Annotated in this window: 24 protein-coding genes; 13 read left to right on the top strand and 11 right to left on the bottom strand. The window is 63.7% G+C overall.

Annotation, left to right across the window (positions count from 1 at the left end):
- Nucleotides 1-210 precede the first annotated feature (210 nt).
- The 3 genes from IB265_RS28005 to IB265_RS27995 form a co-directional block, all read right to left on the bottom strand.
- Complete coding sequence (locus IB265_RS28005) at nt 211-558, bottom strand: helix-turn-helix transcriptional regulator (protein WP_244495734.1); 348 nt, start codon at nt 556-558, stop codon at nt 211-213.
- On the bottom strand, nt 524-1,042 hold the full coding sequence (locus IB265_RS28000) for an SRPBCC family protein (protein WP_057255240.1): 519 nt from the start codon (nt 1,040-1,042) through the stop codon (nt 524-526). Before IB265_RS28000 ends, IB265_RS28005 begins: the two co-directional genes overlap by 35 nt.
- Before the next feature lie 109 nt (nt 1,043-1,151).
- Nucleotides 1,152-2,483 (bottom strand): sorbosone dehydrogenase family protein, encoded by a 1,332-nt coding sequence (locus IB265_RS27995; RefSeq protein WP_192495494.1) that lies wholly within the window; start codon nt 2,481-2,483, stop codon nt 1,152-1,154.
- Between the two features lie 289 nt (nt 2,484-2,772).
- Between IB265_RS27995 and IB265_RS27990 the strand changes: the two genes are divergently transcribed.
- Nucleotides 2,773-3,666: a DMT family transporter gene (locus IB265_RS27990; RefSeq protein WP_113479730.1), complete on the top strand. Its 894-nt coding sequence runs from the start codon at nt 2,773-2,775 to the stop codon at nt 3,664-3,666.
- 258 nt (nt 3,667-3,924) lie between these two features.
- On the opposite strand, the gene IB265_RS27985 is transcribed toward IB265_RS27990, so the two are convergent.
- On the bottom strand, nt 3,925-5,376 hold the full coding sequence (locus IB265_RS27985) for an amidase (RefSeq protein WP_112996499.1): 1,452 nt from the start codon (nt 5,374-5,376) through the stop codon (nt 3,925-3,927).
- Here IB265_RS27985 and IB265_RS27980 point away from each other — a divergent pair.
- Nucleotides 5,375-6,202, top strand: coding sequence for a helix-turn-helix transcriptional regulator (locus IB265_RS27980; protein ID WP_192495493.1), 828 nt, complete (start codon nt 5,375-5,377; stop codon nt 6,200-6,202). The genes IB265_RS27985 and IB265_RS27980 overlap by 2 nt on opposite strands.
- On the opposite strand, the gene IB265_RS27975 is transcribed toward IB265_RS27980, so the two are convergent.
- A complete protein-coding gene (locus IB265_RS27975; protein ID WP_057255235.1) occupies nt 6,203-7,534 on the bottom strand; it encodes an APC family permease in 1,332 nt (443 codons plus the stop codon).
- Between the two features lie 158 nt (nt 7,535-7,692).
- Nucleotides 7,693-8,523 (bottom strand): alpha/beta hydrolase, encoded by an 831-nt coding sequence (locus IB265_RS27970; protein WP_057255234.1) that lies wholly within the window; start codon nt 8,521-8,523, stop codon nt 7,693-7,695.
- 325 nt (nt 8,524-8,848) lie between these two features.
- Here IB265_RS27970 and IB265_RS27965 point away from each other — a divergent pair, with 325 nt between their 5' ends.
- The 7 genes from IB265_RS27965 to IB265_RS27935 all read left to right on the top strand — a co-directional run bounded on the left by IB265_RS27965 (nt 8,849) and on the right by IB265_RS27935 (nt 15,909).
- The gene (locus IB265_RS27965; protein ID WP_057255233.1) at nt 8,849-10,468 is read left to right on the top strand and encodes a benzoate-CoA ligase family protein; all 1,620 of its coding nucleotides are present in this window, start codon (nt 8,849-8,851) and stop codon (nt 10,466-10,468) included.
- 4 nt (nt 10,469-10,472) lie between these two features.
- The gene (gene kynA, locus IB265_RS27960; protein ID WP_110879734.1) at nt 10,473-11,309 is read left to right on the top strand and encodes a tryptophan 2,3-dioxygenase; all 837 of its coding nucleotides are present in this window, start codon (nt 10,473-10,475) and stop codon (nt 11,307-11,309) included.
- A 42-nt stretch (nt 11,310-11,351) separates the two neighbouring features.
- Nucleotides 11,352-12,491 (top strand): ABC transporter substrate-binding protein, encoded by a 1,140-nt coding sequence (locus IB265_RS27955; RefSeq protein ID WP_057255231.1) that lies wholly within the window; start codon nt 11,352-11,354, stop codon nt 12,489-12,491.
- 93 nt (nt 12,492-12,584) lie between these two features.
- Nucleotides 12,585-13,505, top strand: a complete 921-nt coding sequence (locus IB265_RS27950; RefSeq protein WP_057255230.1) for a branched-chain amino acid ABC transporter permease — start codon at nt 12,585-12,587, stop codon at nt 13,503-13,505.
- Nucleotides 13,506-13,512: 7 nt separating this feature from the next.
- A complete protein-coding gene (locus IB265_RS27945) occupies nt 13,513-14,484 on the top strand; it encodes a branched-chain amino acid ABC transporter permease (protein WP_113132552.1) in 972 nt (323 codons plus the stop codon).
- A complete protein-coding gene (locus IB265_RS27940; RefSeq protein ID WP_192495492.1) occupies nt 14,477-15,226 on the top strand; it encodes an ABC transporter ATP-binding protein in 750 nt (249 codons plus the stop codon). Before IB265_RS27945 ends, IB265_RS27940 begins: the two co-directional genes overlap by 8 nt.
- On the top strand, nt 15,223-15,909 hold the full coding sequence (locus IB265_RS27935; RefSeq protein WP_057255227.1) for an ABC transporter ATP-binding protein: 687 nt from the start codon (nt 15,223-15,225) through the stop codon (nt 15,907-15,909). The genes IB265_RS27940 and IB265_RS27935 overlap by 4 nt, the downstream gene beginning before the upstream one ends.
- 9 nt (nt 15,910-15,918) lie before the next feature.
- Here IB265_RS27935 and IB265_RS27930 read toward each other — a convergent pair whose 3' ends face one another.
- From IB265_RS27930 to IB265_RS27910, 5 genes are all read right to left on the bottom strand, one after another.
- On the bottom strand, nt 15,919-16,887 hold the full coding sequence (locus tag IB265_RS27930; protein ID WP_057255226.1) for a threonine/serine dehydratase: 969 nt from the start codon (nt 16,885-16,887) through the stop codon (nt 15,919-15,921).
- Nucleotides 16,888-16,990: 103 nt separating this feature from the next.
- Nucleotides 16,991-18,238: a kynureninase gene (gene kynU / locus IB265_RS27925; protein WP_112996501.1), complete on the bottom strand. Its 1,248-nt coding sequence runs from the start codon at nt 18,236-18,238 to the stop codon at nt 16,991-16,993.
- A gap of 15 nt (nt 18,239-18,253) precedes the next feature.
- A complete protein-coding gene (locus IB265_RS27920; RefSeq protein WP_057255225.1) occupies nt 18,254-19,177 on the bottom strand; it encodes an ABC transporter permease in 924 nt (307 codons plus the stop codon).
- 5 nt (nt 19,178-19,182) lie between these two features.
- Nucleotides 19,183-19,962, bottom strand: coding sequence for an ABC transporter ATP-binding protein (locus tag IB265_RS27915; protein ID WP_057255224.1), 780 nt, complete (start codon nt 19,960-19,962; stop codon nt 19,183-19,185).
- A gap of 64 nt (nt 19,963-20,026) precedes the next feature.
- The gene (locus IB265_RS27910; protein ID WP_057255223.1) at nt 20,027-21,016 is read right to left on the bottom strand and encodes an ABC transporter substrate-binding protein; all 990 of its coding nucleotides are present in this window, start codon (nt 21,014-21,016) and stop codon (nt 20,027-20,029) included.
- Nucleotides 21,017-21,177: 161 nt separating this feature from the next.
- Between IB265_RS27910 and IB265_RS27905 the strand changes: the two genes are divergently transcribed.
- The 4 genes from IB265_RS27905 to IB265_RS27890 all read left to right on the top strand — a co-directional run bounded on the left by IB265_RS27905 (nt 21,178) and on the right by IB265_RS27890 (nt 25,869).
- Nucleotides 21,178-21,939 (top strand): GntR family transcriptional regulator, encoded by a 762-nt coding sequence (locus IB265_RS27905; RefSeq protein ID WP_057255222.1) that lies wholly within the window; start codon nt 21,178-21,180, stop codon nt 21,937-21,939.
- Between the two features lie 101 nt (nt 21,940-22,040).
- The gene (locus tag IB265_RS27900; RefSeq protein WP_057255541.1) at nt 22,041-22,562 is read left to right on the top strand and encodes a MarR family winged helix-turn-helix transcriptional regulator; all 522 of its coding nucleotides are present in this window, start codon (nt 22,041-22,043) and stop codon (nt 22,560-22,562) included.
- Nucleotides 22,563-22,774: 212 nt separating this feature from the next.
- Nucleotides 22,775-25,096 (top strand): bifunctional salicylyl-CoA 5-hydroxylase/oxidoreductase, encoded by a 2,322-nt coding sequence (locus IB265_RS27895; protein WP_057255221.1) that lies wholly within the window; start codon nt 22,775-22,777, stop codon nt 25,094-25,096.
- Entirely contained in the window at nt 25,093-25,869 is a 777-nt protein-coding gene (locus IB265_RS27890) for an SDR family NAD(P)-dependent oxidoreductase (RefSeq protein ID WP_057255220.1), read from the top strand. The genes IB265_RS27895 and IB265_RS27890 overlap by 4 nt, the downstream gene beginning before the upstream one ends.

Below are 25,869 nucleotides of genomic sequence, written 5' to 3'. Positions count from 1 at the left end.
AACCTAGGCAAGGCGCTCGCCGCGCGTGTCGGCAGGCGGTCCGTCGGCGAAAAAGCATCCACGGCTAAGGCCGTCGGCAACCATCGAATTGCAGCCGCAGTGCTGTTTCTTCGCAGCGACGCGTCCGATTGGATCACCGGCCAGGTCACCCAGGTTGCCGGCGGGCACGCACTTTGCTCCGAGCGGCCCAGCGCGGTTGGGTGTCTCGCGTCAGGGCGCCTCGACAAGCGACTTGAGCCGGCCAAGCGCCTTGTCCCAACCCTCAGCGATTGCCGTCAGGAACGCGCGCGCCTCTTCGAGACGGCGCGGATCGACCGCGTAGAGGACCTCCTTGCCGTGACGCTCGTGCACCACCAGCCTAGCCGCTACCAACACCTGCAGGTGCTTCACGATCGCCTGCCGGGTGATCGCCTGCCCCTCGGACAGCGCGGTTGCCGTCAGGGCACCGGCAGCCAAAAGCCGCGTGATCAGCGCAAGGCGGGTCGTATCGCCCAGGGCGGCGAAGACGCCCGCCAGTTCTCGCTCAGGCGTGTTCGACATGGCGCTTGATGTTTTCAATCTGGGCGCTCCAGCCACCGTCATTCATGAGAAATGCGCGCTTGCGCCGATGCGCCGGCACGCCTTCGAAGCCGGATTCCGTGACGGTCAGCCGTGTGTCCCCGGCAACGGCTTCCAGCCGGAATTCCACGAGTGTCGTCGGTTCCCGCGCGGGATCGCATTCGGCATCGAGGCCATAGGGTATCCAGCGAAAACTGAAAAGCCGCGGCGCATCCATTTCCTCGACGGTGCAAAAAACGGCATTCGGCTCGGGCTGGCGGATCGGTGTCGGCTCGATCCCGATCGAAGCCTGATATTTCGCAATGTCCTCCGCTTTGAACTCTCCCTTAAAAGAGCCGGCTATCGCCCGCCCCGGAGCAAAAGGCTCGTTCAGCTTTACGCCGAACCACTGCCCGAATTCCGAGACATCGGTTATCGCCCGCCAGACGCGCTCGATGGGCGCGCGCAACAGGATTGCCTTCTCGATACGATCGAACGAGCTCATGACGCTTTCCTTTCGTGCAACGATTTGGTTGCAAGTATAGGGATCGCAGACAGATGCGCAACCAAATAGTTGCACAAATGCCCCAGTGCCCCCTCAGCCGCGAGATCGCTCACCGCATGGGGGCGACCCGCCACACCTTGTTGCCGGCATCGTCGGCAACAAGCAGCGCGCCATCACGGGCGATTGCGACGCCGACCGGACGGCCGAGCGCCTTGCCGTCGTCGGTCAGGAAACCCGTCAGGATATCCCGCGGCGGGCCGGAAGGCTTGCCGTTGCTGAAAGGCACGAAGATGACCTTGTAGCCGCTGCGCGGGATCCGGTTCCACGAGCCATGCTGGCCTACGAAGGCGCCATTCTTCATCTCCGGGCCGAACACGTCGCCGGTGTTGAAGGTCAGGCCGAGCGAGGCGGTGTGGGGGCCGAGCGCATAGTCCGGCTTGATCGCGCGCGCCACCAGTTCGGGTTTCTGCGGCTTCACCCGCTCGTCGACATGCTGCCCGTACCAGCTATAGGGCCAGCCGTAGAAGGCGCCGTCCTTGACCGAGGTCATGTAATCGGGAACGAGATCGGGCCCGAGTTCGTCGCGCTCGTTGACGGCAACCCATAGCTCACCGCTATCCGGCTGCCATGAGAGGCCGTTGGGATTGCGAAGTCCGGATGCGAACGGCCGCATCTGCCGGGTGGAAAGGTCGATCTCGTGCACCGCGGCGCGTCCCCTTTCCTCCTCCATGCCGTTTTCGCCGACGTTGGAATTGGAGCCGACCGTGACGTAAAGCTTGGTCCCGTCCGGGCTGGCGATGACGTCCTTCGTCCAGTGATGGTTGCGGCCCGCGGGTAGGTCGACAATCTTCTCTGCGGGCGCCGTAATCTCGGTCGCGCCTTCCTGATAGGGAAAGGCCACGATCGCATCGGCATTGGCTACGTAGAGCTTACCGTCGAGCAATGTCATACCGAACGGTGAATTGAGCCCGGTGATGAAGGGCGTTTTCGTTTCCGCCACGCCGTCACCGTCCGCGTCGCGCAACAACGATATGCGATTGGCGCTCTTACTTCGGGCGCCGGCCCTGCCCTGGATGAGCTGAGCAGCAAAGGCCCGCACCGAAAAGCCGGGGTCGGGTTGGGGTGGCGCATTGCTTTCTGCGACCAGCACATCGCCATTCGGCAGCACGTGCAGCCAGCGGGGATGATCGAAGCCGCCCGCAAATTCCTTGGCGGCAAGGCCCGGCGCGGCCGATGGCATCATGCCTGCAGGCCAGGGCGTGGCTTCCGCGACAGCGACGGATGGCACGAGCTCCACCTTTGGTTCGACCAGGACCGGATCGGGACCGTAGGTCTTTTCAATCGGCACCGTAGCCTCCCGTCGCGACAGATAGCCGAGGCTCAGGCCGCCCGCGGCCGCGAGCGCTCCGAAGACCAGAAGGGCAATCAGGAGCTTTTTCATGGCGGATTCCTTTGATGTCCAACCTAACGGCAGCCGGCTTCAGGCGTTCCAATCGCCTGGCGAAAAGTGCTGAAAAATTCATTCGGAATCAACGTCGGCGCGTGGGCCCTTGGACATATCGCCTGTGGGCACAAGACGACCATGATGAGCGCTGTTGCACCGTCTGCCGCCCGGCACGAAGCGCCCTGTTGATGCGGCTGAAAAAGCGCTGGACGAATGCCGTTCGCTCAAGCTTTAACGGAGGCCGAGGAGAGCTCCTTCGGGGCCGCAGTCTACCGATCGGAATATCATGCCAATTCATGAACTCGCCGCGCTGGGGGCCGCGACCTGTTGGGCCCTGACGGGGTTGATCTCGGCCGGACCGGCCGGCCACCTCGGCGCACCCGCCTTCAACCGCCTTCGGCAGATCTTCGTCACGGGACTTCTGGCAATCTATGTGCTCGCCACCGGGGCGTGGCGTGGGCTGGATGCGACAAGCCTCACGCCGCTGCTTTTGTCCGGCTTGATCGGCATTTTCATCGGCGACACGTTGCTCTTTGCCGCGCTCAACCGGCTCGGTCCGCGCCGCTCCGGCATCCTCTTCGCCCTCAACGCGCCGATCACCGCCTTGCTCGGCTGGCTGGTGCTTGGCGAAGCGCTGTCACCAACCGCGATTGGAGGCATCGCGCTGACGGCCACCGGCGTGTTCCTCGCCATTCTCTTCGGCAAGCGCCGGGCGCAGATGCACGAATGGGAAAAGGTCAAGGGGCCGCTTTGGATCGGCGTCCTGCTCGGTCTTGGCGCCGCCACCGGCCAGGCGATCGGCTCGATCATCGTACGACCGGTCATGGCCGCCGGCATCGATCCTTTTGTCGCCTCCATGCTGCGTGTCGGCATTGCCGCCTTCTGCCTGAGCATCCTGATCCAGCTGCCCATTCCATCGGTCAAGCCGAGGGCGCCGCTGACCTTGAAGGTTGCCGCAATGACCGCGCTGACCGGGGTCCTCGCTCTTGGCATGGGGATGACGCTGCTGCTCTTCGCGCTCTCGGGCGGCAAGGTGGGCATCGTATCGACTTTGTCCGCGACCTCGCCGGTCATGATCCTGCCGATGCTGTGGCTGAGGACGGGCGAACGGCCTGCCGCCGGCGCCTGGGCCGGTGCTGCCCTCGTCGTCCTCGGCATGGCGCTGATCTTCATTCGCTGACACCAAGTCATGGCGTGGCTCACTAGCCGGTCAGTGCGAGGTGACCGCCCCTCGCGCGATCGGCGGATTCTTCGATACCGAGCTTCGCATTCGCGGAACACGCCGGTACAACAACAATCAAGCAATTGATTTAATTAATTCCAGTTCATCGCCCGATGTGACATCGCCGAAAAGCAAGCCGTGGAAGTCGTTTCGGTGCTGAGGAAGCTCCTGCTGCTTTGAGGGGTCGGAGCCGGCCGATCGTCGGCGGCGCGCACGTTACCAGCGCCACCGCTCCGCCCGGCCGACCGCAAGACCCGAAGCCTGCAACACGCTCTCGATGGCACCGCCGAGCGACAGCACGTCTTCATCGGCGTAGCGGCGACCGACCATCTGCAGGCCGACTGGGAGGCCATCATTGGCGAGGCCGACAGGCACCGACAGGGCTGGACACTGCGGCAGCAGGTTGAACGGGCAGGTCATGTCCAGCCCGCGAAAGCGCCCGTCCGGCGTATCGGCAATGTAGTCGTTGTCGTCCGCGTCAGCCGAGGGGGCCGTGACCGCGCAAGTCGGGCAGAGCAGCGCATCGTAGCGGGCGAGGATCATGGCGAGATCACGCCACATCGCAGTCCGGAGCAGTTCCACCCGTTTGTAGACTGTAGCATTCATACCAAGCCCGCGTTCGATGAGCTCGACGACGATCGGGTCCATGCGCTCGCGGTAGCCATCGATCGCGTCGCCGAAAAATGCGGCCATGAACACGCACCAGAGATCGTACCACTGGTCGTTGACGGCGCGGGACCAGCCGATGTCCACGGGTTCCACCGTGGCGCCAGCCGCACGAAGCTGCTCGACCGCCGCAAGGATCGCGGCTTGCACGGAGGCATCGACGCTGTAGTAGCCAAGGTCCAGCGAAAGGGCGAAGCGCCGGCCCGCAAGTGAGCCTGCTCTTGCCCGGTCGGCCGCGAAGGAGAGCGGCAACGAGGCGATATCCGCATCATCGGGGCCGGCAGCCGCTGCCATGAAAGCGACAGCATCGCTGACGGTGCGCGCCAGCGGGCCGAAATGGGATATGTTGTCGAAGACGCTCGGCAGGATGGTCATCGGAATTCGCCCCAGGCTGGGCTTGAGGCCAACGACGCCCGAAAGTGCTGCAGGAATGCGCACCGACCCGCCCATGTCCGTGCCTTCGGCGAAGGGAACCACGCCGGTCGCGACAGCGACCGCTGATCCGCCCGAGGAGCCGCCGGAGGTTCGCTCCGGATTCCAGGGATTGCGGGTCACGCCCCAGCGTGGGCTCGACGTGAAACTGGAATGGGCGAATTCCGGCGTCGTCGTCTTGCCGATCAGGATCGCGCCGGCAGCCTCCAGCCGCTCGATGCACAGCGCCGTCTCCGTTGGAATCCAATTTCCACGCGTCCAGGAGCCGAGCGTGGTGAGATCGCCTTTGGTCGGTGTCAGGTCCTTGGCGGCGAAGGGGACGCCGAGAAGAGCGGGCGTGTCACCGCCGGTTGCGACGCGTTCGTCAGCCGCCCGCGCCGATGCGATTGCCGCCTCCTCCCGCAGCAGCGTGAATGCGTTCAGCGTCTGATTGACGACTTTCGCGCGGCGCAGCGATTCGACAACGACCGCTTCAGCCGAAAAATGGCGGGCGCGGATGCCGGCAGCGATCTCCGTTGCGGGCAGGTCGAGCGGATGCGTGGGCGCAAGGGTGCGAGAAACCGTCTGCATGACTGCGGACTCCGTGCTAGGTCTTGTCTTCGACAGGTGGGGAATGGACGTGGCAGCAACATCCGGCGGAGCGAGCGCCTATATCGATGCCTGGAACGCCGGGCTCGCAGAGGCCATATCGAACCTCGGCGAGCCCGGCTTCCCGGAAACCCTGGAGCGCGCGCTTCGGCAACTCGTCGCCTTCGAAATGATGAACGGCTTTGCCTATTCGCCAGGCGGCAAGGCCTTCGATCTCCATAACGAGCGCATCGTCGGCGACCGCGTCACCATCGTCGATCACTACCTTGCCGGCGCCTATATCCTCGACCCGTTCTACGATGCTGTCCGCAACGCAAAACTCGACGGCGGCGTCCTGGTGATGCGACGGTTGGCGCCGGACCGCTTCACCGAGACGGAATACTTCCGCCGCCACTACCAGGCGACCGGCATCGTCGATGAGATCGGCTTCATTTTGAAGCTTCCGCATGTCGATGCCGTGCTGTCGCTCTCGCGCATCGGCGACGTGCCCGGCTTCTCCCGCCGTGACATCGCCCGGCTGGAAAGTGCTGCGCCGATCGTGCGGGCACTCGCCGAACGGCACTGGCGCGCGCGGTTCGACCCTCCCCGCGAGGAGGATGACGCCGCGGCGACGATCAGCCACCCGTTGCTCTCGAAACGGGAGCTGGAGATCGTGACCCTGATCCTCAAGGGTCACTCGACCTATTCCCTCGCCGCGACGCTCGGCCTCTCGCCGAATACGGTCAAGGTCCATCGTCGCCAGGCTTATGCCAAGCTCTCCATTTCCAGCCAGGCGGAGCTCTTCCATCTCTTCCTCAGCCGCCGCTAATCATTCGACGAACTCCACTTCCGGCGGCGCTGACTGGAAGAACCGGGTGAGGTAGGCGAGATAACACACCCCAATGGCCAGCCAGATGATACCCAGGAGCTTGGCGTGGCCATCGAGATTCCACAGCAGGAACAGGTCGCAGACCGCGCCGACAGCCGGAACGACAAGCCCCAGCAGCGCGCCAAGCGGCCGGACGATTGCGTTGCCCTGCAGATAGAGCGCGATCACCGAGACATTGACGGCGGTGAAGGCGAGGAATGCGCCGAAATTGATGAAGGACGTCGAGGTCGTCACGTCGAGTGTGAGCGCAAGCAGGCCGACGATGCCGACGAGCACGAGGTTGAACACCGGCGTGCGCCATTTCTCATGCAGCTTGCCGAAGATCCCCATCGGCAACACGCCGTCGCGGCCCATGGCGAAAAGCAGCCGACCGACGCTCGCCTGTGCCGCAAGCCCCGAGGTGAACTGGGCAACCACGAGCGTGGCGAGGAACAGGGTCACGAAGATATCGCCGCCGATCATCAGAGCGATTTCCGACGCAGCGGAATCGACAGAGGTAAATTCGCCGCCGGGATGGGCGAGCTGCGTCACATAGGCCGAACCGGTGAAGATGATCCCGCCGATCACCGCGATGATCATGATCGCCTTCGGCATCGTGCGGGTTGGGTCACGCGTCTCTTCCGTCAGGGTTGAGACGGCATCGAAGCCCAGGAAAGAATAGGCCGCGATTGCCGCACCGGCGACCGAGGCGCTGAACGGCACATTCGCTTCGAAGAATGGCCGCACCGACGCAAGCCCACCGACGCCATTGATGGCAACGACATAGCGTGCTGCCAGCGCGACGAAGGCGATCAGCACGGTGAGCTGCACCAGCATCAGCACAACGTTCACCCGGTTGGCGAAAGCGATGCCGATGACGTTTACCGCCGTCGTCAGCACAATGAAGCCGACGATCCACAGCCAGGCCGGTACGGCCGGGAAGGCGGAACCCAGATAGGCGGCGCCGATCAGCCAGATCACCATCGGCAGGAAGAAATAGTCGAGCAGCACGGCCCAACCGACGAGGAAGCCTGCACCGGAATTCAGCGACTTGCGGGCGTAGGTGTAGGCGGATCCGGCGACCGGATAGACCTTCGCCATGATCCCGTAGCTCGCGGCCGTCAGGAAAATTGCAAGCGCCGCGATGAAATAGGCCATCGCCGTCGTGCCCTGGCTTGCCGAGGCCAGCGCCCCGAACGTGCCGAACACGATCATCGGCGTCATGTAGGCAAGCCCGAACAGCACCACGGACCACAGACCAAGGGTTCGATCGAGTTTAATGTTTTGTGTCATGTTCCCCTCCTCCAACGAACAGACTGGAAGCGTCGGGGAAACCGAGGGCTATGCCAATAACCCTAGGGTGTTATGGCACCTCTCGATGACATTTCGAGGGCGAGCCAGAAGGGCGACCCGGATTTCGCAACCACCCGCCCTTGGTCCGGCACAGCGCTTCACACCGAAAGCAGGGTTCGCGTCAGCGGATGCCCGGCGTCGGCAAGGCCGTCGATGACGTTGAAGTGGTGCCTGTCCGGTTCGACGATGGCGGCCGTGGTTGCACCCAGTCCCGTCCAGATATTGGCAAGCAGGGCATTCTGGCGCAGGAACTCGGCGCGCTCGCCGCCGCCGACCCAGCAGGTGATGCGGGTATCCCGCATCGGCCGCAGCAGCGCCGGGCTTTGCGAAAGAGCCTCCGCCTCATCGATCGCAAGCTTCTCGTTCATCCCGGTCGACATGATCGGCCGCAGGTCATGCACACCCGAGATCGAGACGACGTTGCGGACGCGTCCCTGGACATCCGGCGAGAGCGGCGCGGTCGCCGTGATCATTCGGCTGACGAGATGGCCGCCAGCCGAATGGCCTGTCAGCATCAGCGGCCCTTCGACCAGCTTTGCTGCCTCACCGATTGCCGCGGCGACTTCCTCGACGATCCCGGTGATACGGATCTCCGGGCAGAGCGTGTAGGACGGCATGGCGACGGCGTAACCGCTGGCGACAGCGCCTGCGGCGAGATGCGACCAGAAGCTCTTGTCGAGCTGCAGCCAGAATCCACCGTGCACGAAGACGACCAGGCCTTTCGCCGCGCCATCGGGGAAGAAAAGGTCCATGCGATTTCTGGATCGCTCGCCATAGGCAAGGTCGAGTTTCGCCAGCCCTGATGCCGAAAGCGCATTGCGGAATGCCTCCGCCGGCCCAACCCATGCCTGCGGCCACCGGTCGCCCCGCGCAATGTTCACGCCATTGGCATAGGCGTCGTTCCAATCGGAAACACGGTGTTCCAGCATCGATGCAATCCTCCCTTCGATGTCTCCCCACGCATAGAAATCGCCTGCCCCATCAAGAAACGCAATGCGTCATTCAAAAAAACTTTAGGCTTGAAATAATTTTGGACTGGTGCGATGCTGCCCCATGTTCAGCCGAGAAGTGGAGGTCTCGCTGTGCCCATCACGATCACTGGAGCCGCCCTAGCGACGGCATGCGCCCATCGACGACGATGCGGCGAGGCTTGGCGTCTGTTCGCACGGCAGGGCTCCGCGCGACGAAGAACTTTAGCCGGCTTTGAAAATGCCTGGACAACGGGCAGAAACTGAACAAGGGAACAGCCGCCATATGCTTGGACCGACTTCGCACGTCGATACGTTCACACGCGACCATCTGCCGCCACCGGAAGAATGGCCGGAATTCCGTCTCGAAGACTTCGACTACCCGGACCATCTCAACGCCGCCGTCGAATTGACGGATGCCATGGTCGCCAAGGGTTTTGGCGACCATACCGCGCTGATCGGCAACGGGCGCCGGCGAACCTACAAGGAGCTGTCCGACTGGACGAACAGGCTCGCCCATGCCCTCGTCGAAAACTACGGCGTGAAGCCTGGACACCGTGTGCTCATCCGCTCGGCCAACAATCCGGCCATGGTCGCCTGTTGGCTGGCGGCCACCAAGGCCGGCGCCGTGGTCGTCAACACCATGCCGATGCTCAGAGCCGGCGAACTGACCAAGATCGTCGACAAGGCAGAGGTCAGCCTGACGCTTTGCGATACCCGCCTGATGGACGAGATGATCGCCTGCGCCAAGGACAGTCGCTACCTGAAGCAGGTCGTCGGCTTCGACGGGACAGCAAACCACGACGCCGAACTCGACCGCATTGCGCTCGACAAGTCTGTGGTCTTCGAAGCGGTACACACCGGTCGTGACGACGTCGCCCTTCTCGGTTTCACCTCGGGCACGACAGGGGTCCCGAAGGCAACCATGCACTTCCATCGCGATCTCCTTGTTATTGCCGACGGCTATGCCAGGGAGGTGCTCGGGGTGACACCCGACGATGTCTTCGTCGGCTCACCGCCGCTCGCCTTCACCTTCGGTCTCGGCGGCCTTGCCATCTTCCCCTTGCGTTTCGGCGCGGCGGCAACGCTGCTCGAGCACGCGACGCCCGCCAACATGGTGGAGATCATCGAGAAGTACAAAGCAACGATCTCGTTTACCGCTCCGACCGCCTATCGGGCGATGATGAAGGCGATGGACAACGGTGCCGACCTTTCGTCGCTCCGGGTAGCGATCTCGGCGGGCGAAACGCTGCCGGGGCCTGTCTTCGAGGAGTGGACGGAAAAAACCGGCAAGCCGATCCTCGACGGGATCGGCGCGACAGAGATGCTGCATATCTTCATTTCCAACCGCTTCGAAGACCGCAAGGCCGCCTCGACCGGCAAGCCGGTCGGTGGCTACGAAGCCCGGATCGTCGATGACGAGATGCGGGAGGTCCCTCGCGGTACGGTCGGCAAGCTCGCGGTGCGCGGCCCGACCGGCTGCCGCTATATGGCGGACGCCCGCCAGCGCGATTATGTCCGCGACGGCTGGAACCTGACCGGCGACGCCTTCTACCAGGACGAAGACGGCTTCTTCCATTTCGCCGCCCGCTCGGACGACATGATCGTTACCGCCGGCTACAACATCGCCGGCCCCGAGGTCGAGGCGGCGTTGATCTCGCACCCGGAAGTCGCGGAATGCGCCGTCGTCGGTGCCCCCGATGCCGAACGCGGCCAGATCGTCGAAGCCTATGTCGTGTTGATTTCAGGCGTCTCGGCCGACGACGCGACGATCAAGCGCCTGCAGGATCATGTCAAGGCGACGATCGCGCCTTACAAATATCCGCGATCGGTCAAATTCCTGGAGAGCCTGCCGAAGACAGCCACGGGCAAGATCCAGCGGTTCCGATTGCGCTCGGAGAACTAAAACCATGAGCAAATCATACGATCCTTCGAAAGAAGGCGCCCAGATGTCGTTCAAGGGACGCATGTCCTACAGCGACTATCTCATGCTGGAGAAGGTGCTGGACGCACAGGAGCCGCTTTCCAAGGCCCATGACGAGATGCTGTTTATCATCCAGCATCAGACGTCGGAGCTCTGGATGAAGCTCGCGCTGCACGAGATCAACGCCGCAGTCCGCTCGATCCGCGACGACCGGCTGGAACCCGCCTTCAAGATGCTGACGCGCGTGGCGCGCATCTTCGAACAGTTGAACAGCGCCTGGGACGTGCTGCGCACGATGACGCCCAGCGAATACACCACGTTCCGCGAATCGCTCGGCCAATCCTCCGGCTTCCAGTCGTGGCAATACCGGGCGATCGAATTTCTCGCCGGCAACCGCAACGTCGCCATGCTCGGCCCGCACGCGCACCGTCCCGACATCATGGAAAAGCTCGAGGCGATCCTGGCCGCGCCGTCGCTCTACGACGAAGCGATCCGGCTGCTTTCGCGCAACGGCTTCGACGTCGGGGACGAAGCGAGCAAGACCGATTGGCGCGAAACGCGCGTGGAAAGCGACAAGGTCTTTGCGGCGTGGCAGACCGTCTACCGCGACCCGGAGCGCTACTGGATGCTCTATGAACTCGCCGAGAAGCTGGTCGATTTCGAGGACTATTTCCGCCGATGGCGCTTCAATCACGTCACGACGGTCGAGCGCATCATCGGCCTGAAGCGCGGAACCGGGGGTACATCCGGCGCGTCCTATCTGAAGAAGATGCTCGAAGTGGAACTCTTCCCAGAGCTCTGGCACGTGCGCACGGGTCTCTGATAGAACACAACTCATAAGGGAACCTATTAGGAGGAGAACAGCATGAACCGCATTCTGGCAGCGAGCCTTCTTGGCCTCTCGCTTGCGACGTCGAGCCTTGCCCATGCCGAGCCGGTGAAGATCGGCGTCATCACCACGCTTTCGGGCGGCGGCGCCGGCCTCGGCATCGACATGCGCGACGCCTTCACGCTGGCAATCAAACAGTCGGGCAACAAGGACGTGGAGCTGGTGATCGAGGACGATGCCCAGAAGCCGGAACTTGCGGTTCAGATCGCCGAGAAGATGATCCAGGGCGACAAGGTCGACCTGATGACGGGCATCATCTGGTCGAATCTCGCCATGGCGGTCGTGCCGAACGCGGTCGCGCAGGACGTGATCTATCTCTCACCGAATGCCGGTCCTTCGGCACTGGCCGGTGCGAACTGCAACCCGAACTATTTCAACGTCGCCTACCAGAACGACAATTTCCATGAGGCGATGGGGCAATACGCCAATAAGGACTACAAGAACGCCTTCATCCTGGCGCCCAACTATCCGGCCGGCAAAGACGCGCTGACCGGCTTCAAGCGCTACTACAAGGGCGCTCTTGCCGGCGAGATCTACACGCAGGTCGGCCAGACGGATTATGCCGCCGAAATCGCCCAGATCCGCGCCTCCGGCGCCGATACCGTCTACTTCTTCCTGCCCGGCGGCATGGGCATCGCCTTCATGAAGCAATATGCGCAGTCGGGCGTGAACATCCCGGTCATGGGCCCGGGCTTCTCCTTCAGCCAGGACGTCCTGCCGGCGATCGGCGACGCTGCCCTTGGCGTCAAGAACTCAGCGACCTGGTCCAAGGACCTCGACAACGAAGCCAACAAGAAGTTCGTGGAGGCCTTCAAGGCCGAGTACAAGCGCCTGCCCTCGATCTACGCCGCACAAAGCTGGGATACGGCAAACCTGATCCTCGCCGCGCTATCGAAGGCAAGCGTCAAGGACAAGGACGCCTTCCGCGCGGCGCTCAAGGCGGCGGACTTCAAGTCGGTGCGCGGCAAGTTCACCTTCAACAACAACAACCACCCGATCCAGAACATCTACGTTCGTGAGGTGGTGAAGGAAGACGATGGCGTCCTGACCAACAAGATCATCGCCACCGCCTTCGAAGACCACAAGGACGCCTACGCCGACAAGTGCAGCATGTAACGCTCGCACCCGTCGTTGCCCGGATGCGCGGCCCTGACGCCGCCATCCGGTCGATGACCCGCGTCATCCCGACATCAAGCTTGGACCGACCTCTTGTTCACCGCACTCCTGATCGAACAACTGCTCAACGGGCTACAGCTCGGCGTCATGCTGTTTCTAATGGCCGCCGGCCTGACCCTGATTTTCGGGGTCATGGGCCTGATCAACCTTGCCCACGGCTCGCTCTACATGATCGGCGCCTTCGCCTGCGCCACGGTCGCCGCCGCCACCGGCTCCTTCTGGATCGGCCTGATCGCCAGTCTTGCGGCAGCCGCGGGCGTCGGTGCAATCATCGAGGTTGCCGTCATCCGCAGGCTCTATGATCGTGACCATCTCGACCAGGTGCTCGCCACCTTCGCACTGATCCTGATCCTGTCCGAGGGCGCGCGCTGGCTCTTCGGCTCCTTCCCGCTCTATCTCGACATACCGCCCATGCTGCAGGGCGCGGTGCCTCTGCCCGGCGGCGGCCAGTACCAGCTCTATCGGCTGGCGATCATCGGTGTCGGCATCGCGGTTGCCATCGGTCTCTATCTGCTGATCGCCAGGACGCGGCTCGGCATGCGCATCCGCGCGGGCGAATCCGACCGCGAGATGATCGGCGCGCTCGGCGTCGACATCGGCACGCTCTACACGGTCGTCTTTGCGCTCGGCGCGGCACTCGCGGGTCTTGCCGGCGCCCTGGTCGGCGCGCTGCAGTCGGTGCAGGTCGGCATGGGCGAGCCGGTGCTCATCCTCGCTTTCGTCGTCATCGTCATCGGCGGCATCGGCTCCATCAAGGGCGCGCTTGTCGGCGCTGTCATCGTCGGCGTCGTCGACACGATGGGCCGCTTCCTGCTCCCATCGGTCCTGGCGCTCACCATGCCCGCATCGCAGGCGACTACGATTGGCGCGGCGCTCGCTTCGATGCTGATCTATGTGGTCATGGCCCTCATCCTCGCTTTCCGGCCGAGCGGCCTGTTTTCGGCACAGTCGTGAGGTCAAGATGAGCCGCGAAACCACCGTCAACCTGCTGCTTGCCCTTCTGCTTCTCGGCGCACCGCTTGTCGCCGCCGGCATGGGCGAACCCTTCTATGTGACGCTCGCGACCCGCGTCGTCGTCCTGGCGCTTGCCGCCGTCGGCCTCAACCTGGCGCTCGGGTCCGGCGGCCTGCTGTCCTTCGGCCACGCAGCCTTCTTCGGCCTTGGCGGTTATGTCGCCGGCATCCTCGCCACCCACGCCTTCAATGGCGAGCCGCTGTTTGCCGGCATTCCGGCGACAACGTCGATGCCGCTCATCTGGATAGCGGCCGTGGCGGTTGCCGGCCTCATCGCGCTGCCGATCGGCGCGATCAGCCTGCGCACATCAGGCGTCTATTTCATCATGATCACGCTCGCTTTCGCGCAGATGATCTACTATTTCGCGATCTCCTGGCCGGCCTATGGCGGCGAAGATGGTCTCTCGATGTCGGTGCGCAACGCCTTTCCCGGCGTCAACACCGCCAAGCCCCTGCCCTATTTCCTGATCTGCTATGCGGCACTCATGGCCGCACTTCTCCTGTTCCGCGTGGTCGAGGGTTCGCGCTTCGGCAGCGCCCTGCAGGCGGCGAGACAGAATGGAATCCGCCTTGCCGCCGTCGGCATCGCGCCCTTCAATATCCGGCTCGTCGCGTTTGCCGCCTCGGCCATGATCACCGGATTTGCCGGCGCGCTCTATGCCGACCTCAATCGCTTCGTCGGGCCCTCCATGCTCTCCTGGCACATGTCGGGCGAACTGATCGTGCTGATCATCCTCGGCGGCAAGGGCCGCCTGTTCGGCCCCGTCGCCGGCGCGATGATCTTCGTCTTCTTCGAATATGTGCTCGGCGGTATCACCGAGCGCTGGCAGTTCTTCCTCGGCCTCATCCTGCTCGGCATCGTGCTTTTTGCACGCGGCGGGCTGCTGGGCCTTCTCTCCGGAAAGCCGCGCCATGTCTGAGCCTGTTCTCGAAATCCGCGATCTCCGCAAATCCTTCGGCGCCCTCAAGGCGACCGACGGGGTCAGCCTTGAGCTTCGTCCGGGACAGATCCATGCGCTGATCGGTCCGAACGGTGCCGGAAAAAGCACGCTGATCCACCAGATCGCCGGTTCGCTCAAGGCCGACAGCGGCAGCATCCGCTTTCTCGGCGAGGATATCGGCGGGCTCGACATGGCAGCCCGCGCGAGGCTCGGCCTTGCACGCAGCTTCCAGATCTCCTCGCTGGCGCAGGAGTTCTCAGCGCTTCGCAACGTCATGCTGGCGGTGCAGGCGCGGCAAGGCAGCAGGTTCCGCTTCTTCCGCCAGGTCGCTGATGACAAGGAGCTAACGGAGCCGGCAATGGCAATGCTGGAGCGTGTGGACCTCGCCGCGCGCGCCCATGTGCCGGCGGCAGAGCTTTCCCACGGCGAGCGCCGACAGCTCGAAATCGCCATCGCGCTGGCGCTTTCGCCGAAGGCGTTTCTCTTCGATGAACCGATGGCCGGCATGGGGCCGGAGGGCTCGAAGCGGCTGACGTCGTTTCTCGACGGCTTGCGCCATGAAGCGCCGATGCTGCTGGTGGAACACGACATGGACGCGGTCTTTGCGCTTGCGGATCGCATTTCCGTGCTCGTTTATGGCCGCATCATCGCAACAGGTACGGTCGATGAAATCCGCAGCGATCCGGACGTTCGCCGCGCCTATTTGGGAGAAGCCGCGTGAGCCTGCTCGAACTGAAAGGTCTCGAAACCTTCTACGGCGCATCGCAGGCACTCTTCGGCGTCAATCTCGATGTGCGGGAGGGCGAGGTGGTCGCGCTCATGGGCCGCAACGGCATGGGCAAAACGACGACGATCAACTCGATCCTCGGCCTCGTGCGGCCGCGCTCCGGCGCGATCAGCTTCGCCGGCAAGGCGATCTCGGGCATGCGACCGCACCGGATAGCGAGACTCGGCCTGGGCCTCGTGCCCGAAGGACGGCGCTGCTTTCCCAATCTCACAGTCATGGAGAACCTGGTTGCCACGGCCCGCGGCAGCGAGTGGACCTTCGAGAAAGTGGTCGCGCTCTTCCCCCGTCTCGGCGAACGGCGTGACCAATATGCCAACACGCTTTCGGGCGGCGAGCAGCAGATGCTTGCCATCGGCCGGGCGCTGATGACCAATCCCAGCCTGATCATTCTCGACGAGGCAACCGAGGGGCTTGCGCCGGTGATCCGGCAGGACATCTGGTCGGCGATCCGCACGCTGAAGGTCGCCGGCCAATCGATCCTCGTCGTCGACAAGACGCTTTCGGAATTGCTTCCGGTGGCCGACCGCTGCTTCGTCCTGGAAAAGGGTGCGACGGTGTTCGAAGGATCGCCGGCAGCGCTGACACCGGCACTTCAGGACCGCTATCTCGGCGTCTGAGCTTGCCGTTCAGGCCGAGGGAATGCCGCCGCCAAGGACCACGGAATAGGCAGCCGCGTCGATGTTGCCGCCCGAGATGACGCAGACGATGTTTCCGGTCAGGTCGGGCCGCGAGATCGCGGCGGCGAGCGAGGCGGCCCCTGCCCCCTCGGCGACGACTTTGGCCTTTTTGAACAGAAGCCGCATCGCATCGGTCACCTGGGCCGGGCTGACGGCAATCGCCCCGTCGATGAGTTCCCGTGCCACTGGCCAAAGCTGCGGCACAAGCGATGGCGCGCCGATGCTCTTGATGAACGACGGGCGGGTCTCGATCGTCACGATCCGTCCCGCCGCAAGTGCCGCCGAAACCGGAGCGGCGCTGTCATCCTCGACGGCGAAGACACGGCAACGGTCGGAAGTGGCCTTGACAGCGCTTGCGACCCCGGTCGTCATGCTGCCGCCACCATAGGGGGTGAGCACCACGTCGACATCGGGCAAGTCCTCGATGATTTCCATGCCGATGGAGCCGTTGCCGGCAAGCACCGCCTGATCGGTCACCGGATTGATCAGCAGTTCCGGCGCATCCGGACGGGCCGCATCGGTAATGTAGTCCCACCAGGTCGCGGTACTGACGAAGCGCACCTCGCCGCCAAGCTCGCGCACGCCGTCGATCTTCGTCTGCGGCGCGCCGCGATACATGTAGGCCACCATCGGCACACCGATGAGGCGGGCGGCCCAGGCCATGCCATAGGCCATGTTGCCGGAACTGGTGACGGCCATGCCGTTTTGCAGATCGGCCGGATCACGCGACAAGAGTGCGTTCAGCGCCGGGCGAAGCTTGAAGGCGCCGATCGGAGAGAGCGTCTCCAGTTTCAGAAAGATCTGGCGGTCCGGGAACCCAAGGTCGAGCCGCACCAGCGGGGTTCGCGCGAAGTGGGGAGCGATGCGGCCGCGAGCGTCCGCGATTTCGTCCGGTGTCGGGCGCTGCGGCGCAGTCATTGCGAAGTCTCCTGTCTGCCTCACGCGTTCGGGCGTGCGGATCGCGACCTATGACTCGGCTTTCGACTGCGGACGGCAGACCGCCCGCAGTCCACCATCGAGATCAGGTCACGGCTGCGCGGACCGCAAAGCGCGCGTCCTGCCATGCGCCCGTGAGAAGGATCTCTTCAAGGATTCCGACCGCCCGCCAAACATCGGCATAGCTCACATAGAGCGGCGTGAAGCCGAAGCGCATCGTCGTGGGGGCGCGGAAATCGCCGATGACGCCACGGGCAATGAGCGCCTGCATGATCTCGTAGCTGTTCGGATGGCTGAACGAAACCTGGCTTCCGCGTTTTGTCCCGTCGCGCGGGCTCTCGAGTTCCAGGCCGTAGGCAGCGCATTTCGCCTCGACGAGCGTGATGAAGAGATCGGTGAGCCGGATGCTCTTCTCGCGCAACTGGTTCATGTCGACTTCGTCCCAGACGTCGAGCGCGCCCTTCAGCGCCCGCAGCGACAGGATCGGCTGCGTGCCGCAGAGGAAACGACGGATGCCCTCGCCGGCCGCATAGTGCTTCTCGAAGGCGAAGGGGCGGGCATGGCCCCACCAGCCGGTGAGCGGTTGGCGGATATCGCCGTGATGACGGGTCGCGGCATAGATGAAGGCAGGCGCGCCAGGACCGCCGTTCAGGTACTTGTAGGTGCAGCCGACGGCAAAATCGACATTGGCGCCATCGAGATCGACAGGCAGGGCGCCGGCGGTATGGCAGAGATCCCAGATGACCAGCGCGCCATGCTCATGCGCCTTGCGTGTCAGCGCCGCCATGTCGCGCAGTTCACCGGACTTGTAGTTGACATGGTTGACCAGAACCACGGCAACGTCGCTGTTGATCAGGTCCTCGATATCGGGCGCATCGACCCCTTCGAGCCGCAACGAAGCGCCCGAGCGCGTCGAAACCACGCCCTCGGCCATGTAGAGGTCCGTCGGGAAACTGCCGCCTTCGCTGACGATGACAGAGCGATCGGGCCGCAGCGCCATGGCCGCGTGCAGGGCCTTGTAGATGTTGATCGACGTCGTATCGCAAACGACAGTCTGGCCGGCGGCCGCCCCGATCAGCCGCCCGACCCGGTCACCGAGCGCAAGCGGCATCTCGAACCACCCGGCCGTGTTCCAGCTGCGGATGAGATCCTGCCCCCATTCCTCGGTCGCGGCCTTGCGAAGTTCGTCGAAAGCGGCGGTCGAGGCGACGCCAAGCGAGTTGCCGTCCAGGTAGATCAGGTTCTGCGGCAAGATGAAACGCTCGCGCATCGGACGCAGCACATCGGCCGCATCCATCGCCTCGATCGCAACAAAATCAGGAACTGCATTCATGAAGGTGGTCCTCATCTATTCGCGAACGGTTTCGCGGGCAGGTGCCGGTCCGCGGCTTCGCTTGAGGCTCGGAAGAGCCAGCATGGCGAGAACGAACAGGCCGGTCGCAAGTTTCAGGTCCGGCGGGGGCATACCGGCTGCCAGGCAGAAGGAGACGAGCTGATAGTAGACGATCGCACCGACAAAGGGGGCCGCGAGCTGGCGCAGCACGCTTTGCTTGCCGACGATCGCCTCGCCGATCATGAGCGCCGCAAGGCCGTTGATCAGGATGCCGAGGCCCATGTTGACGTCGGCGAAGCCCTGCGACTGCACCATCAGCGCGCCGCTGCCTGCGGAAAACGCGCCGGCAAGCCCGACACCGCCGATCGTCGCCAGCCAGACGTTGATGCCTTGCGCTTCGGCCATATCAGGGTTGGCGCCGACGGCACGGACGGCGGTGCCCTTCTCGGTGCGGAAGAAATGATAGAGCACGAAGAAGACAACGAGCGCGATCAAACCGGCAACGACAATCTTGCTTGCCGGGAAGCCCGGCTGCAGCCCCGGCGCCCAGTCGAACACCGTCGTTGCGCCGAAGACCGAGAGGTTCGACCGGCCCATGATGCGCAGATTGATCGAATAGAGCATCGTCATCATCAGGATGCCGGCGAGCAGGGTGTGGATCCGGAACCGCAGGTGGATGAAAGCCGTGCAGCAGCCGGCAACGAAGCCGGCGACGAGCGCGATGGCGATCGCGGCCAGCGGCGACATCCCCGCCGCCATCAGCACGCCGCAGACGCAGCCGCCGAGCGGAAACGCGCCTTCGCTGGTCAGATCCGGGAAGCTCAACATGCGGAACGGGATCATGATCCCGAGCACCACGAAGGCGAGGATCAGGCTCTGCGCCAGAGTGACGGGAACGAGCGAGACGAAGCTCGCGATGGTGTTTTGAAGAATATCCATGATCGTCAGCTCGCCAGGAACATGCGGTCGGTTTTGACGGAGAAATGGCCAATCAGCTCAGGCACGGTCGTCTGGGCCTTTTCCTTGCCGTCGATCTCGAGGCGGACGCGCCCGGCATCGAGCATGATCACCTTGTGGCCGAAGTCCACCGCATGCTGCATGTTGTGTGTCACCATCAGCGTCGTCAGCTTCAGCGCCTCGACCGCGCGGATCGTTGCCTGCATGACGATATCGGCGGTGCGGGGATCAAGTGCTGCGGTATGCTCGTCGAGCAGCAGCAGTTCCGGCTCACCGCCGACCGCCATGATCAGCGACAGCGACTGCCGCTGTCCGCCGGACAGAAGCTCCACCCGCGTATCGAGACGGTTTTCGAGGCCAAGGCCTAGCAGCGACAGCCGTTCCTTGTAGGTGGCGAGCCGCGTCGTATTCAGCCCGCGACGCAGGGTGCGCTTGTTGCTGCGCAGTTCGGCGAGCAACATGTTTTCCGCCACCGTCATGCTGGCGGCGGTGCCGCGCATCGGGTCCTGGAAAACGCGGGCAAGCCGCATGGCACGCTTGTGCACGGGCATGGCCGTCACGTCGTCGCCATTGATGACGACCTGGCCGCTATCGAGCACGAGCGCGCCGGAGATGGCGTTGAGCATGCTGCTCTTGCCGGCGCCGTTCGAGCCGATGACGACACCGAATTCGCCTGTGGCGAGGCTGAGTTTGAGGCCGTCGAGCGCGACCTTCTCGTCTGCCTGCCCCTTGTAGAAAACCTTGCGGGCCGATCTGATTTCCAGCATTGGCTCCCCCTATCCGTGGAGTGACGGCGCTCCCGGCGCCGCCACTGTTGAGACCAATTGGAGATCAGTCGACGACGCAGCTGCAGTCGGTGGCGAGCGCTGCCGGCACTTCGATGCCGAAGGCGGCCGTCGCCTTTTTCGAGATCAGCGGCGCGTGGTCTTCATAGCTCGGGCGCGACGGCGCGATGGTCTTCGGGTCCTTGCCTTTGAGGATTTCCGCAGCGATCTTGCCGGCATTGACGCCGACCTGCTCGTAGTTGACGGCAAAGCTTGCCGGCACGACGCCATCGCGGACGGCGCCATCGTCGGAATTGACGATCGGGATCTCTGCCTGGCGTGCCGCCGCAGAAACGGCACCGATTGCCGGCTGCAGCAGGTTGGATGCGGGCGTGTAGATCACGTCGGCCTTGCCGGCGAAGGAGGCGATGCGCTGCTGAATGTCGTTGACGTTGTCGACGCCGACAGCGACGACTTCGAAGCCGGCGGCAGGTGCGGCTTCCTTGATCTTGTCGAGCAGCGCCGTGTCGTTCGCCTCGCCCGGGTTATAGGGCACGCCGAAGCGCTTGGCTTCGGGCAGCAGCTTGCGGGTAAAGGCCATCACGGCGCCAACGTCCTGAAGGTCCGTCGCACCGGTCATCCCCTCGTCACCGGCCTCCCAGGACGGAACGAGCTTGGCGGCCACCGGATCGGTGACGGCAGAAAAGACAACCGGGATGCCGGAGCCGGCGAGCGCCTTCTTGGCGATCTGCGAGACCGGCGTCGTGATGGTGTAGATCAGTTTCGGCTGTTCGGCCTGCAGCTTGGCAATCATCTGCGGAACCAGCGAGGCGTCGAAATTGGTGTGGCTCTCGGTGTAGACGACGTCGCTGCCTTCGACGAAGCCGTTTTCAGCCAGCGCCTTCTTGAAGCCGGCGATCGACGCGCTCAGTTGTGGATGTTCGCCGAAGTTGGCGATGCCGATGCGGATCGGATCAGCGGCAGCCGTTCCCAGCCCCCACGCCATTGCGCCGGCGACGACCAACCCCGAAAGCCAAGTGCTCTTAAGCCTGCTCATACATCCCTCCCAGAATTTGACGAGCGTTACCGCCCTCCTCGGCGGCGTGCGTGGATGATGGCGACGGTCGGAGGTCTTGTCAAATAAATATATATATTTTCATCTGAGCCGCAGAACTATATATAATTGTGTCGATCCGATGTGGGCGTTAAGGGAACTTGATGCAAGACCACGAACAGTCGACCAAAACCGAATCGGCCTACCGGTTGCTCCGCCGCGACATTCTGGCGACGCGGCTGCAGCCCGGCGCACCGATGAAGCTGAGCGCGCTGCGCGAAAGCTACGGGATCGGCTGGACGCCTCTGCGCGAAGCGCTGTCGCGGCTGGAAGCGGAGGGTCTTGTCACGGCCATCAGCAATCGCGGCTTTGCCGTCGCGCCGGTCTCGCGAGAGGCGCTCGACGACCTCACCCGAGCGCGGCAGGTCGTCGAAATTCCGCTGCTCATCGAGTCGATCGAAAATGGTGACAGCGCATGGGAGTCCGCCGTCGTCACCGCCCACTATCGCTTGTCGCGCTGCAAGATTGCCGTCGAAAACGTCTCCGAAAGCGAGATCGACGAGTGGGACGAGAAGCATGCCGCCTTTCACACCGCGCTGATCGGTGCGGCGAGATCGAGCTGGCTTTCCCGCTTCCAGGCGACGATCTCCGACCAGCTCCGCCGCCACCACCGTTTCCTGAGCCTTGCCCCCACACTGCGCGCTGCGGCAGGGATGAGCGAGGGCTACGAGGAAGCGGTTGCCGCCTTGCAGGACGCGATGGCGATAGAGCATCATACGGAATTGATGGAGGCCGCACTCGACCGCGACGTCGACCGCGCCCGAAAGCTGATGACCGACCACATCGGCTTTACGGTCAATGTCTACGACCAGTCCGAAGATGGCGGCCGCCCTGCAGCGCTGTTGCCGCGGCATGCGTCCAAATGACGGCGCGTGACAGCCTGTCCAAGAGCCGGAAACGTCTCTAAAAGCAAAGAGACAGGGAAGTGCCTGCCAAGGCGCAGGAAAAGAAGCGGGCGTTTGCAATGATGGGTGAAGACAAGTTCGATACTTCGCCGGAATGGGTGGATGGCGAGACCAAGGCGCTCGAAGCTCCAGGCGATCACCGCGCCGAGCTCAGGCTCTGGCTGCGCCTGCTGACCTGCTCGACGCTGGTCGAGAGCGAGATTCGTCGCCGGCTTCGGGAAGAATTCGATTCGACCTTGCCGCGCTTCGACCTGATGGCCCAGCTCGAACGCGCCCCTGACGGCATGGTGCTGGGCGAAGTTTCGAAGCGCATGATGGTTTCGCCCGGCAACATTACGGTGCTGGTGGAGCGCTTGACCGAGAGCGGCCACATCAGCCGCACGACGCTCCCGACGGATCGCCGCGTGCAGGTCATCGCGTTGACCCCCTTCGGCCGCGCCGAATTCGAGAAGATGGCAGCAACCCATGCCGATTGGATCTCCGACCTGTTCGCGGGTGTTTCACCGCAGGACGGTGGCGTGCTGATGGACGAGCTTGCCAAGCTCAAGCGGTCCGTTATCGCTTCCCTGGCCCGCAACTCCTGAGGGCAACACTCTTCCCTTTTCCCAAGAGCATAGAGCGGCGTGATGACCACGCGCCGTCGTCTGAACGCGCGTATAGGCATCACGTCGACCCAAAACAATTTTAAGCTTGAAATTTCTCCCGAACGAGTCCACCTTGTTCCCAGCAGTCCGGGATGACGGCCAACGGCATCTCGACAGCGACCCACGCAGCCGGAACTCGGGAGGAGAACGACATGCGGATCGTCTGTATCGGTGGCGGGCCAGCCGGGCTCTATTTCGCGCTGCTGATGAAGCGCCAGCACCCGGAACACCACGTAACCGTGGTCGAGCGGAACCGCGCCTTCGACACCTTCGGCTGGGGCGTCGTCTTCTCGGATGCCACCATGCAATCGATGCGCCAATGGGATCCGGAGACAGCCGAGGCGATCGAGATCTCCTTCAACCATTGGGACGATATCGAGCTGGTCTTCAAGGGCCGCAAGATCAGGACGACCGGCCACGGCTTCGTCGGCATCGGCCGCAAGAAGATGCTCAACATCCTTCAGGAGCGCTGCCTCGAACTCGGCGTCGAACTGGTGTTCGAGCAGGATGTCGAGAGCGACGAGCAGTTCGCCGACGCGGATCTGATCATCGCCTCCGACGGCGTCAATTCGCGCATCCGCAACAGATACGCCGACGTCTTCCGGCCCGATATGGTCGTTCGGCCGAACCGCTATGTCTGGCTCGGCACGAACAAACAGTTCGACGCCTTCACCTTCGATTTCCAGCGCACCGAACATGGCTGGTTCCAGGCGCACATCTACCGCTTCGACGAAAACACCTCGACCTTCATCGTCGAGACCACCGATGACGTCTTTAGGGCCCATGGTCTCGACCAGATGGACCAGCAGCAGTCGATCGAATTCTGCGAAAAGCTCTTTGCCGGGACCCTCGACGGCCACAAGCTGATGACCAATGCACGCCATTTGCGTGGCTCGGCCTGGCTGAATTTCGGTCGGCTGATCTGCGAGAAGTGGAGCCATTTCAACGGCCGCAGCCACGTCGTTCTGATGGGCGATAGCGCCCATACAGCCCATTTCGCCATCGGCTCAGGCACCAAGCTTGCGATCGACGACGCCATCGAGCTCACCCGGCAGTTCGACATTCTCGGCCACGACAAGGCCAATATCCCCGCCGTTCTCGCTGCTTACGAGGAGGTACGCCGGGTCGATGTCGCCCGCATCCAGAATGCGGCCCGCAATGCCATGGAGTGGTTCGAAGTCGCCGGCACGCGTTATGCCGATACGCTGGAGCCCGAGCAGTTCATGTATTCGATGCTGACCCGCTCGCAGCGCATCAGCCACGAGAACCTTCGCCTCCGCGACAAGGACTGGCTTGAAGGCTTCGAGCGCTGGTTTGCCGAACGCGCCGGCGTCGAGCCGGCCGCAAACGGCACGGTCCCGCCGCCGATGTTCACGCCGTTCAAGCTCCGCGGCCTGACGCTGAAGAACCGCATCGTCGTTTCGCCGATGGCGATGTATTCGGCGACCGATGGCGTGCCGAACGATTTCCACTTGGTGCATCTCGGCGCGCGCGCCATGGGGGGCGCCGCTCTCGTTTTCCCGGAAATGACCTGCGTATCGGCCGATGCCCGCATCACGCCCGGATGCCTCGGTCTCTGGAACGACGAGCAGGCGCATGCCTTCAAGCGGATCGTCGATTTCGTGCACCAGCAGACACCCGCCAAGATCGGCATCCAGCTCGGCCACGCCGGACGCAAGGGCGCAACCAAGCTCGCCTGGGAGGGCATCGACCAGCCCTTGAGCGAAGGCGCCTGGCCGCTCATCTCGGCGTCTGCCCTGCCCTATCTCAAGCATTCGGACATGCCGCGCGAAATGACGCGTGCCGACATGGACCGCGTCATCGCGGACTTCGTGCACGCTACCGAACGGGCCCGCGATCTCGGCTTCGACATCCTCGAACTGCACGTGGCGCACGGCTACCTGCTGTCGAGCTTCCTGTCGCCGCTCACCAACCTTCGCACGGACGAATATGGCGGCGACCATGCGGCTCGCGCCCGCTTCCCACTCGAGGTGTTCCATGCGGTCCGCAAGGCCTGGCCCGAGGATCGGCCGATGTCGGTGCGCCTTTCGACGCATGACTGGCACGAAGGCGGCAACACGCCCGAGGACGCGGCGATCTTTGCCCGCCTGTTCAAGGAGGCCGGCGCCGACATGATCGACTGCTCCTCCGGTCAGGTGGTGAAAGAGGAAAAGCCGGTCTACGGCCGCCTGTTCCAGACACCCTTTTCCGACAAGATCCGCAACGAGATCCAGGTCGCGACGATTGCCGTCGGGGCGATATCCGAGGCCGACCACGCCAATTCCATCATCGCTGCCGGTCGCGCCGACCTCTGCGCGATTGCCCGCCCGCATCTGGCCGACCCATCCTTCGTCATGCATGAGGCGGCAAAGATCGGCTATGACGATCAGCCCTGGCCCAAGCAGTACCACTCCGCCCGCGCGCAATATGTGAACAATCTAACGCGTGCGGCAACGACGGCGGGCAAGCCATGAGCAAGAGGCACGCCCTTGTCACAGGCGCGGGCAGCGGGATCGGCAAGGCGATCGCGCTTGCGCTTGCCGCCGACGGCCATATCGTCAGCCTTGCCGGGCGACGCGCAGCACCGCTGGAAGCCGTGCGAGCAGAGATTCTCTCATCGGGCGGCGAAGCCCACGTCCACCATGGGTTTGACGTGACCGACCCGTCCGCCATCGAGCAAGGCATTGCGGCTGCGATTGCCAAGAGCGGAGAGATCGCCGTTCTCGTCAACTGCGCCGGCGAAGCGCCCTCGGCGCCGTTCGAGAAGACCGATCTCGCGCTCTGGCAGCGGGTAATCTCGATCAACCTCACCGGCGTCTTTCTCGTAACGCAGGCAGCCCTTGCCTCCGTGCGCCGGGCCGGCAACGGCCGCATCGTCAATGTCGCAAGCACGGCGGGCCTCACCGGCTATGCCTATGTATCTGCCTATTGCGCATCGAAGCACGGCGTCGTCGGGCTGACGCGCGCTCTGGCACTCGAGCTGGCGCGAACCGACGTGACCGTCAATGCCGTCTGCCCGGGTTTCACCGACACGCCGCTGATCGATGGCGCACTCGACACGATCAGCGAGAAGACCGGTCGTTCGCGCGAGGAGGCACGTGCCAGCCTTGCCCGTTCCAATCCGCAAGGGCGCCTGGTGACCCCGGATGAGGTGGCAGACACGGTCTCCTGGCTGGTGTCGGAAAGAGCGACCGCAATCACCGGCCAGGCGATCGCCGTTGCCGGTGGCGAAGTTCTCGGAGGATAG

Source organism: Ensifer sp. ENS10 (assembly GCF_014852025.1).
Taxonomy (GTDB): domain Bacteria; phylum Pseudomonadota; class Alphaproteobacteria; order Rhizobiales; family Rhizobiaceae; genus Ensifer.
The sequence above is the reverse complement of the archived record's forward strand: the minus strand, read 5'-3'. Positions and strand labels throughout refer to the sequence as shown.

Coding starts and splice junctions, on each gene's coding strand:
- IB265_RS27890 (WP_057255220.1), top strand. CDS start 25,093: ATGAGCAAGAGGCACGCCCTTGTCACAGGCGCGGGCAGCGGGATCGGC.
- IB265_RS27985 (WP_112996499.1), bottom strand. CDS start 5,376: ATGCAGACGGTTTCTCGCACCCTTGCGCCCACGCATCCGCTCGACCTG.
- IB265_RS27915 (WP_057255224.1), bottom strand. CDS start 19,962: ATGCTGGAAATCAGATCGGCCCGCAAGGTTTTCTACAAGGGGCAGGCA.
- IB265_RS27920 (WP_057255225.1), bottom strand. CDS start 19,177: ATGGATATTCTTCAAAACACCATCGCGAGCTTCGTCTCGCTCGTTCCC.
- IB265_RS27990 (WP_113479730.1), top strand. CDS start 2,773: ATGCCAATTCATGAACTCGCCGCGCTGGGGGCCGCGACCTGTTGGGCC.
- IB265_RS27965 (WP_057255233.1), top strand. CDS start 8,849: ATGCTTGGACCGACTTCGCACGTCGATACGTTCACACGCGACCATCTG.
- kynA (WP_110879734.1), top strand. CDS start 10,473: ATGAGCAAATCATACGATCCTTCGAAAGAAGGCGCCCAGATGTCGTTC.
- IB265_RS27910 (WP_057255223.1), bottom strand. CDS start 21,016: ATGAGCAGGCTTAAGAGCACTTGGCTTTCGGGGTTGGTCGTCGCCGGC.
- IB265_RS27970 (WP_057255234.1), bottom strand. CDS start 8,523: ATGCTGGAACACCGTGTTTCCGATTGGAACGACGCCTATGCCAATGGC.
- IB265_RS27980 (WP_192495493.1), top strand. CDS start 5,375: ATGACTGCGGACTCCGTGCTAGGTCTTGTCTTCGACAGGTGGGGAATG.
- IB265_RS27975 (WP_057255235.1), bottom strand. CDS start 7,534: ATGACACAAAACATTAAACTCGATCGAACCCTTGGTCTGTGGTCCGTG.
- IB265_RS27995 (WP_192495494.1), bottom strand. CDS start 2,483: ATGAAAAAGCTCCTGATTGCCCTTCTGGTCTTCGGAGCGCTCGCGGCC.
- IB265_RS28000 (WP_057255240.1), bottom strand. CDS start 1,042: ATGAGCTCGTTCGATCGTATCGAGAAGGCAATCCTGTTGCGCGCGCCC.
- IB265_RS27895 (WP_057255221.1), top strand. CDS start 22,775: ATGCGGATCGTCTGTATCGGTGGCGGGCCAGCCGGGCTCTATTTCGCG.
- IB265_RS27955 (WP_057255231.1), top strand. CDS start 11,352: ATGAACCGCATTCTGGCAGCGAGCCTTCTTGGCCTCTCGCTTGCGACG.
- IB265_RS27945 (WP_113132552.1), top strand. CDS start 13,513: ATGAGCCGCGAAACCACCGTCAACCTGCTGCTTGCCCTTCTGCTTCTC.
- IB265_RS27905 (WP_057255222.1), top strand. CDS start 21,178: ATGCAAGACCACGAACAGTCGACCAAAACCGAATCGGCCTACCGGTTG.
- IB265_RS27900 (WP_057255541.1), top strand. CDS start 22,041: ATGGGTGAAGACAAGTTCGATACTTCGCCGGAATGGGTGGATGGCGAG.
- kynU (WP_112996501.1), bottom strand. CDS start 18,238: ATGAATGCAGTTCCTGATTTTGTTGCGATCGAGGCGATGGATGCGGCC.
- IB265_RS27940 (WP_192495492.1), top strand. CDS start 14,477: ATGTCTGAGCCTGTTCTCGAAATCCGCGATCTCCGCAAATCCTTCGGC.
- IB265_RS27930 (WP_057255226.1), bottom strand. CDS start 16,887: ATGACTGCGCCGCAGCGCCCGACACCGGACGAAATCGCGGACGCTCGC.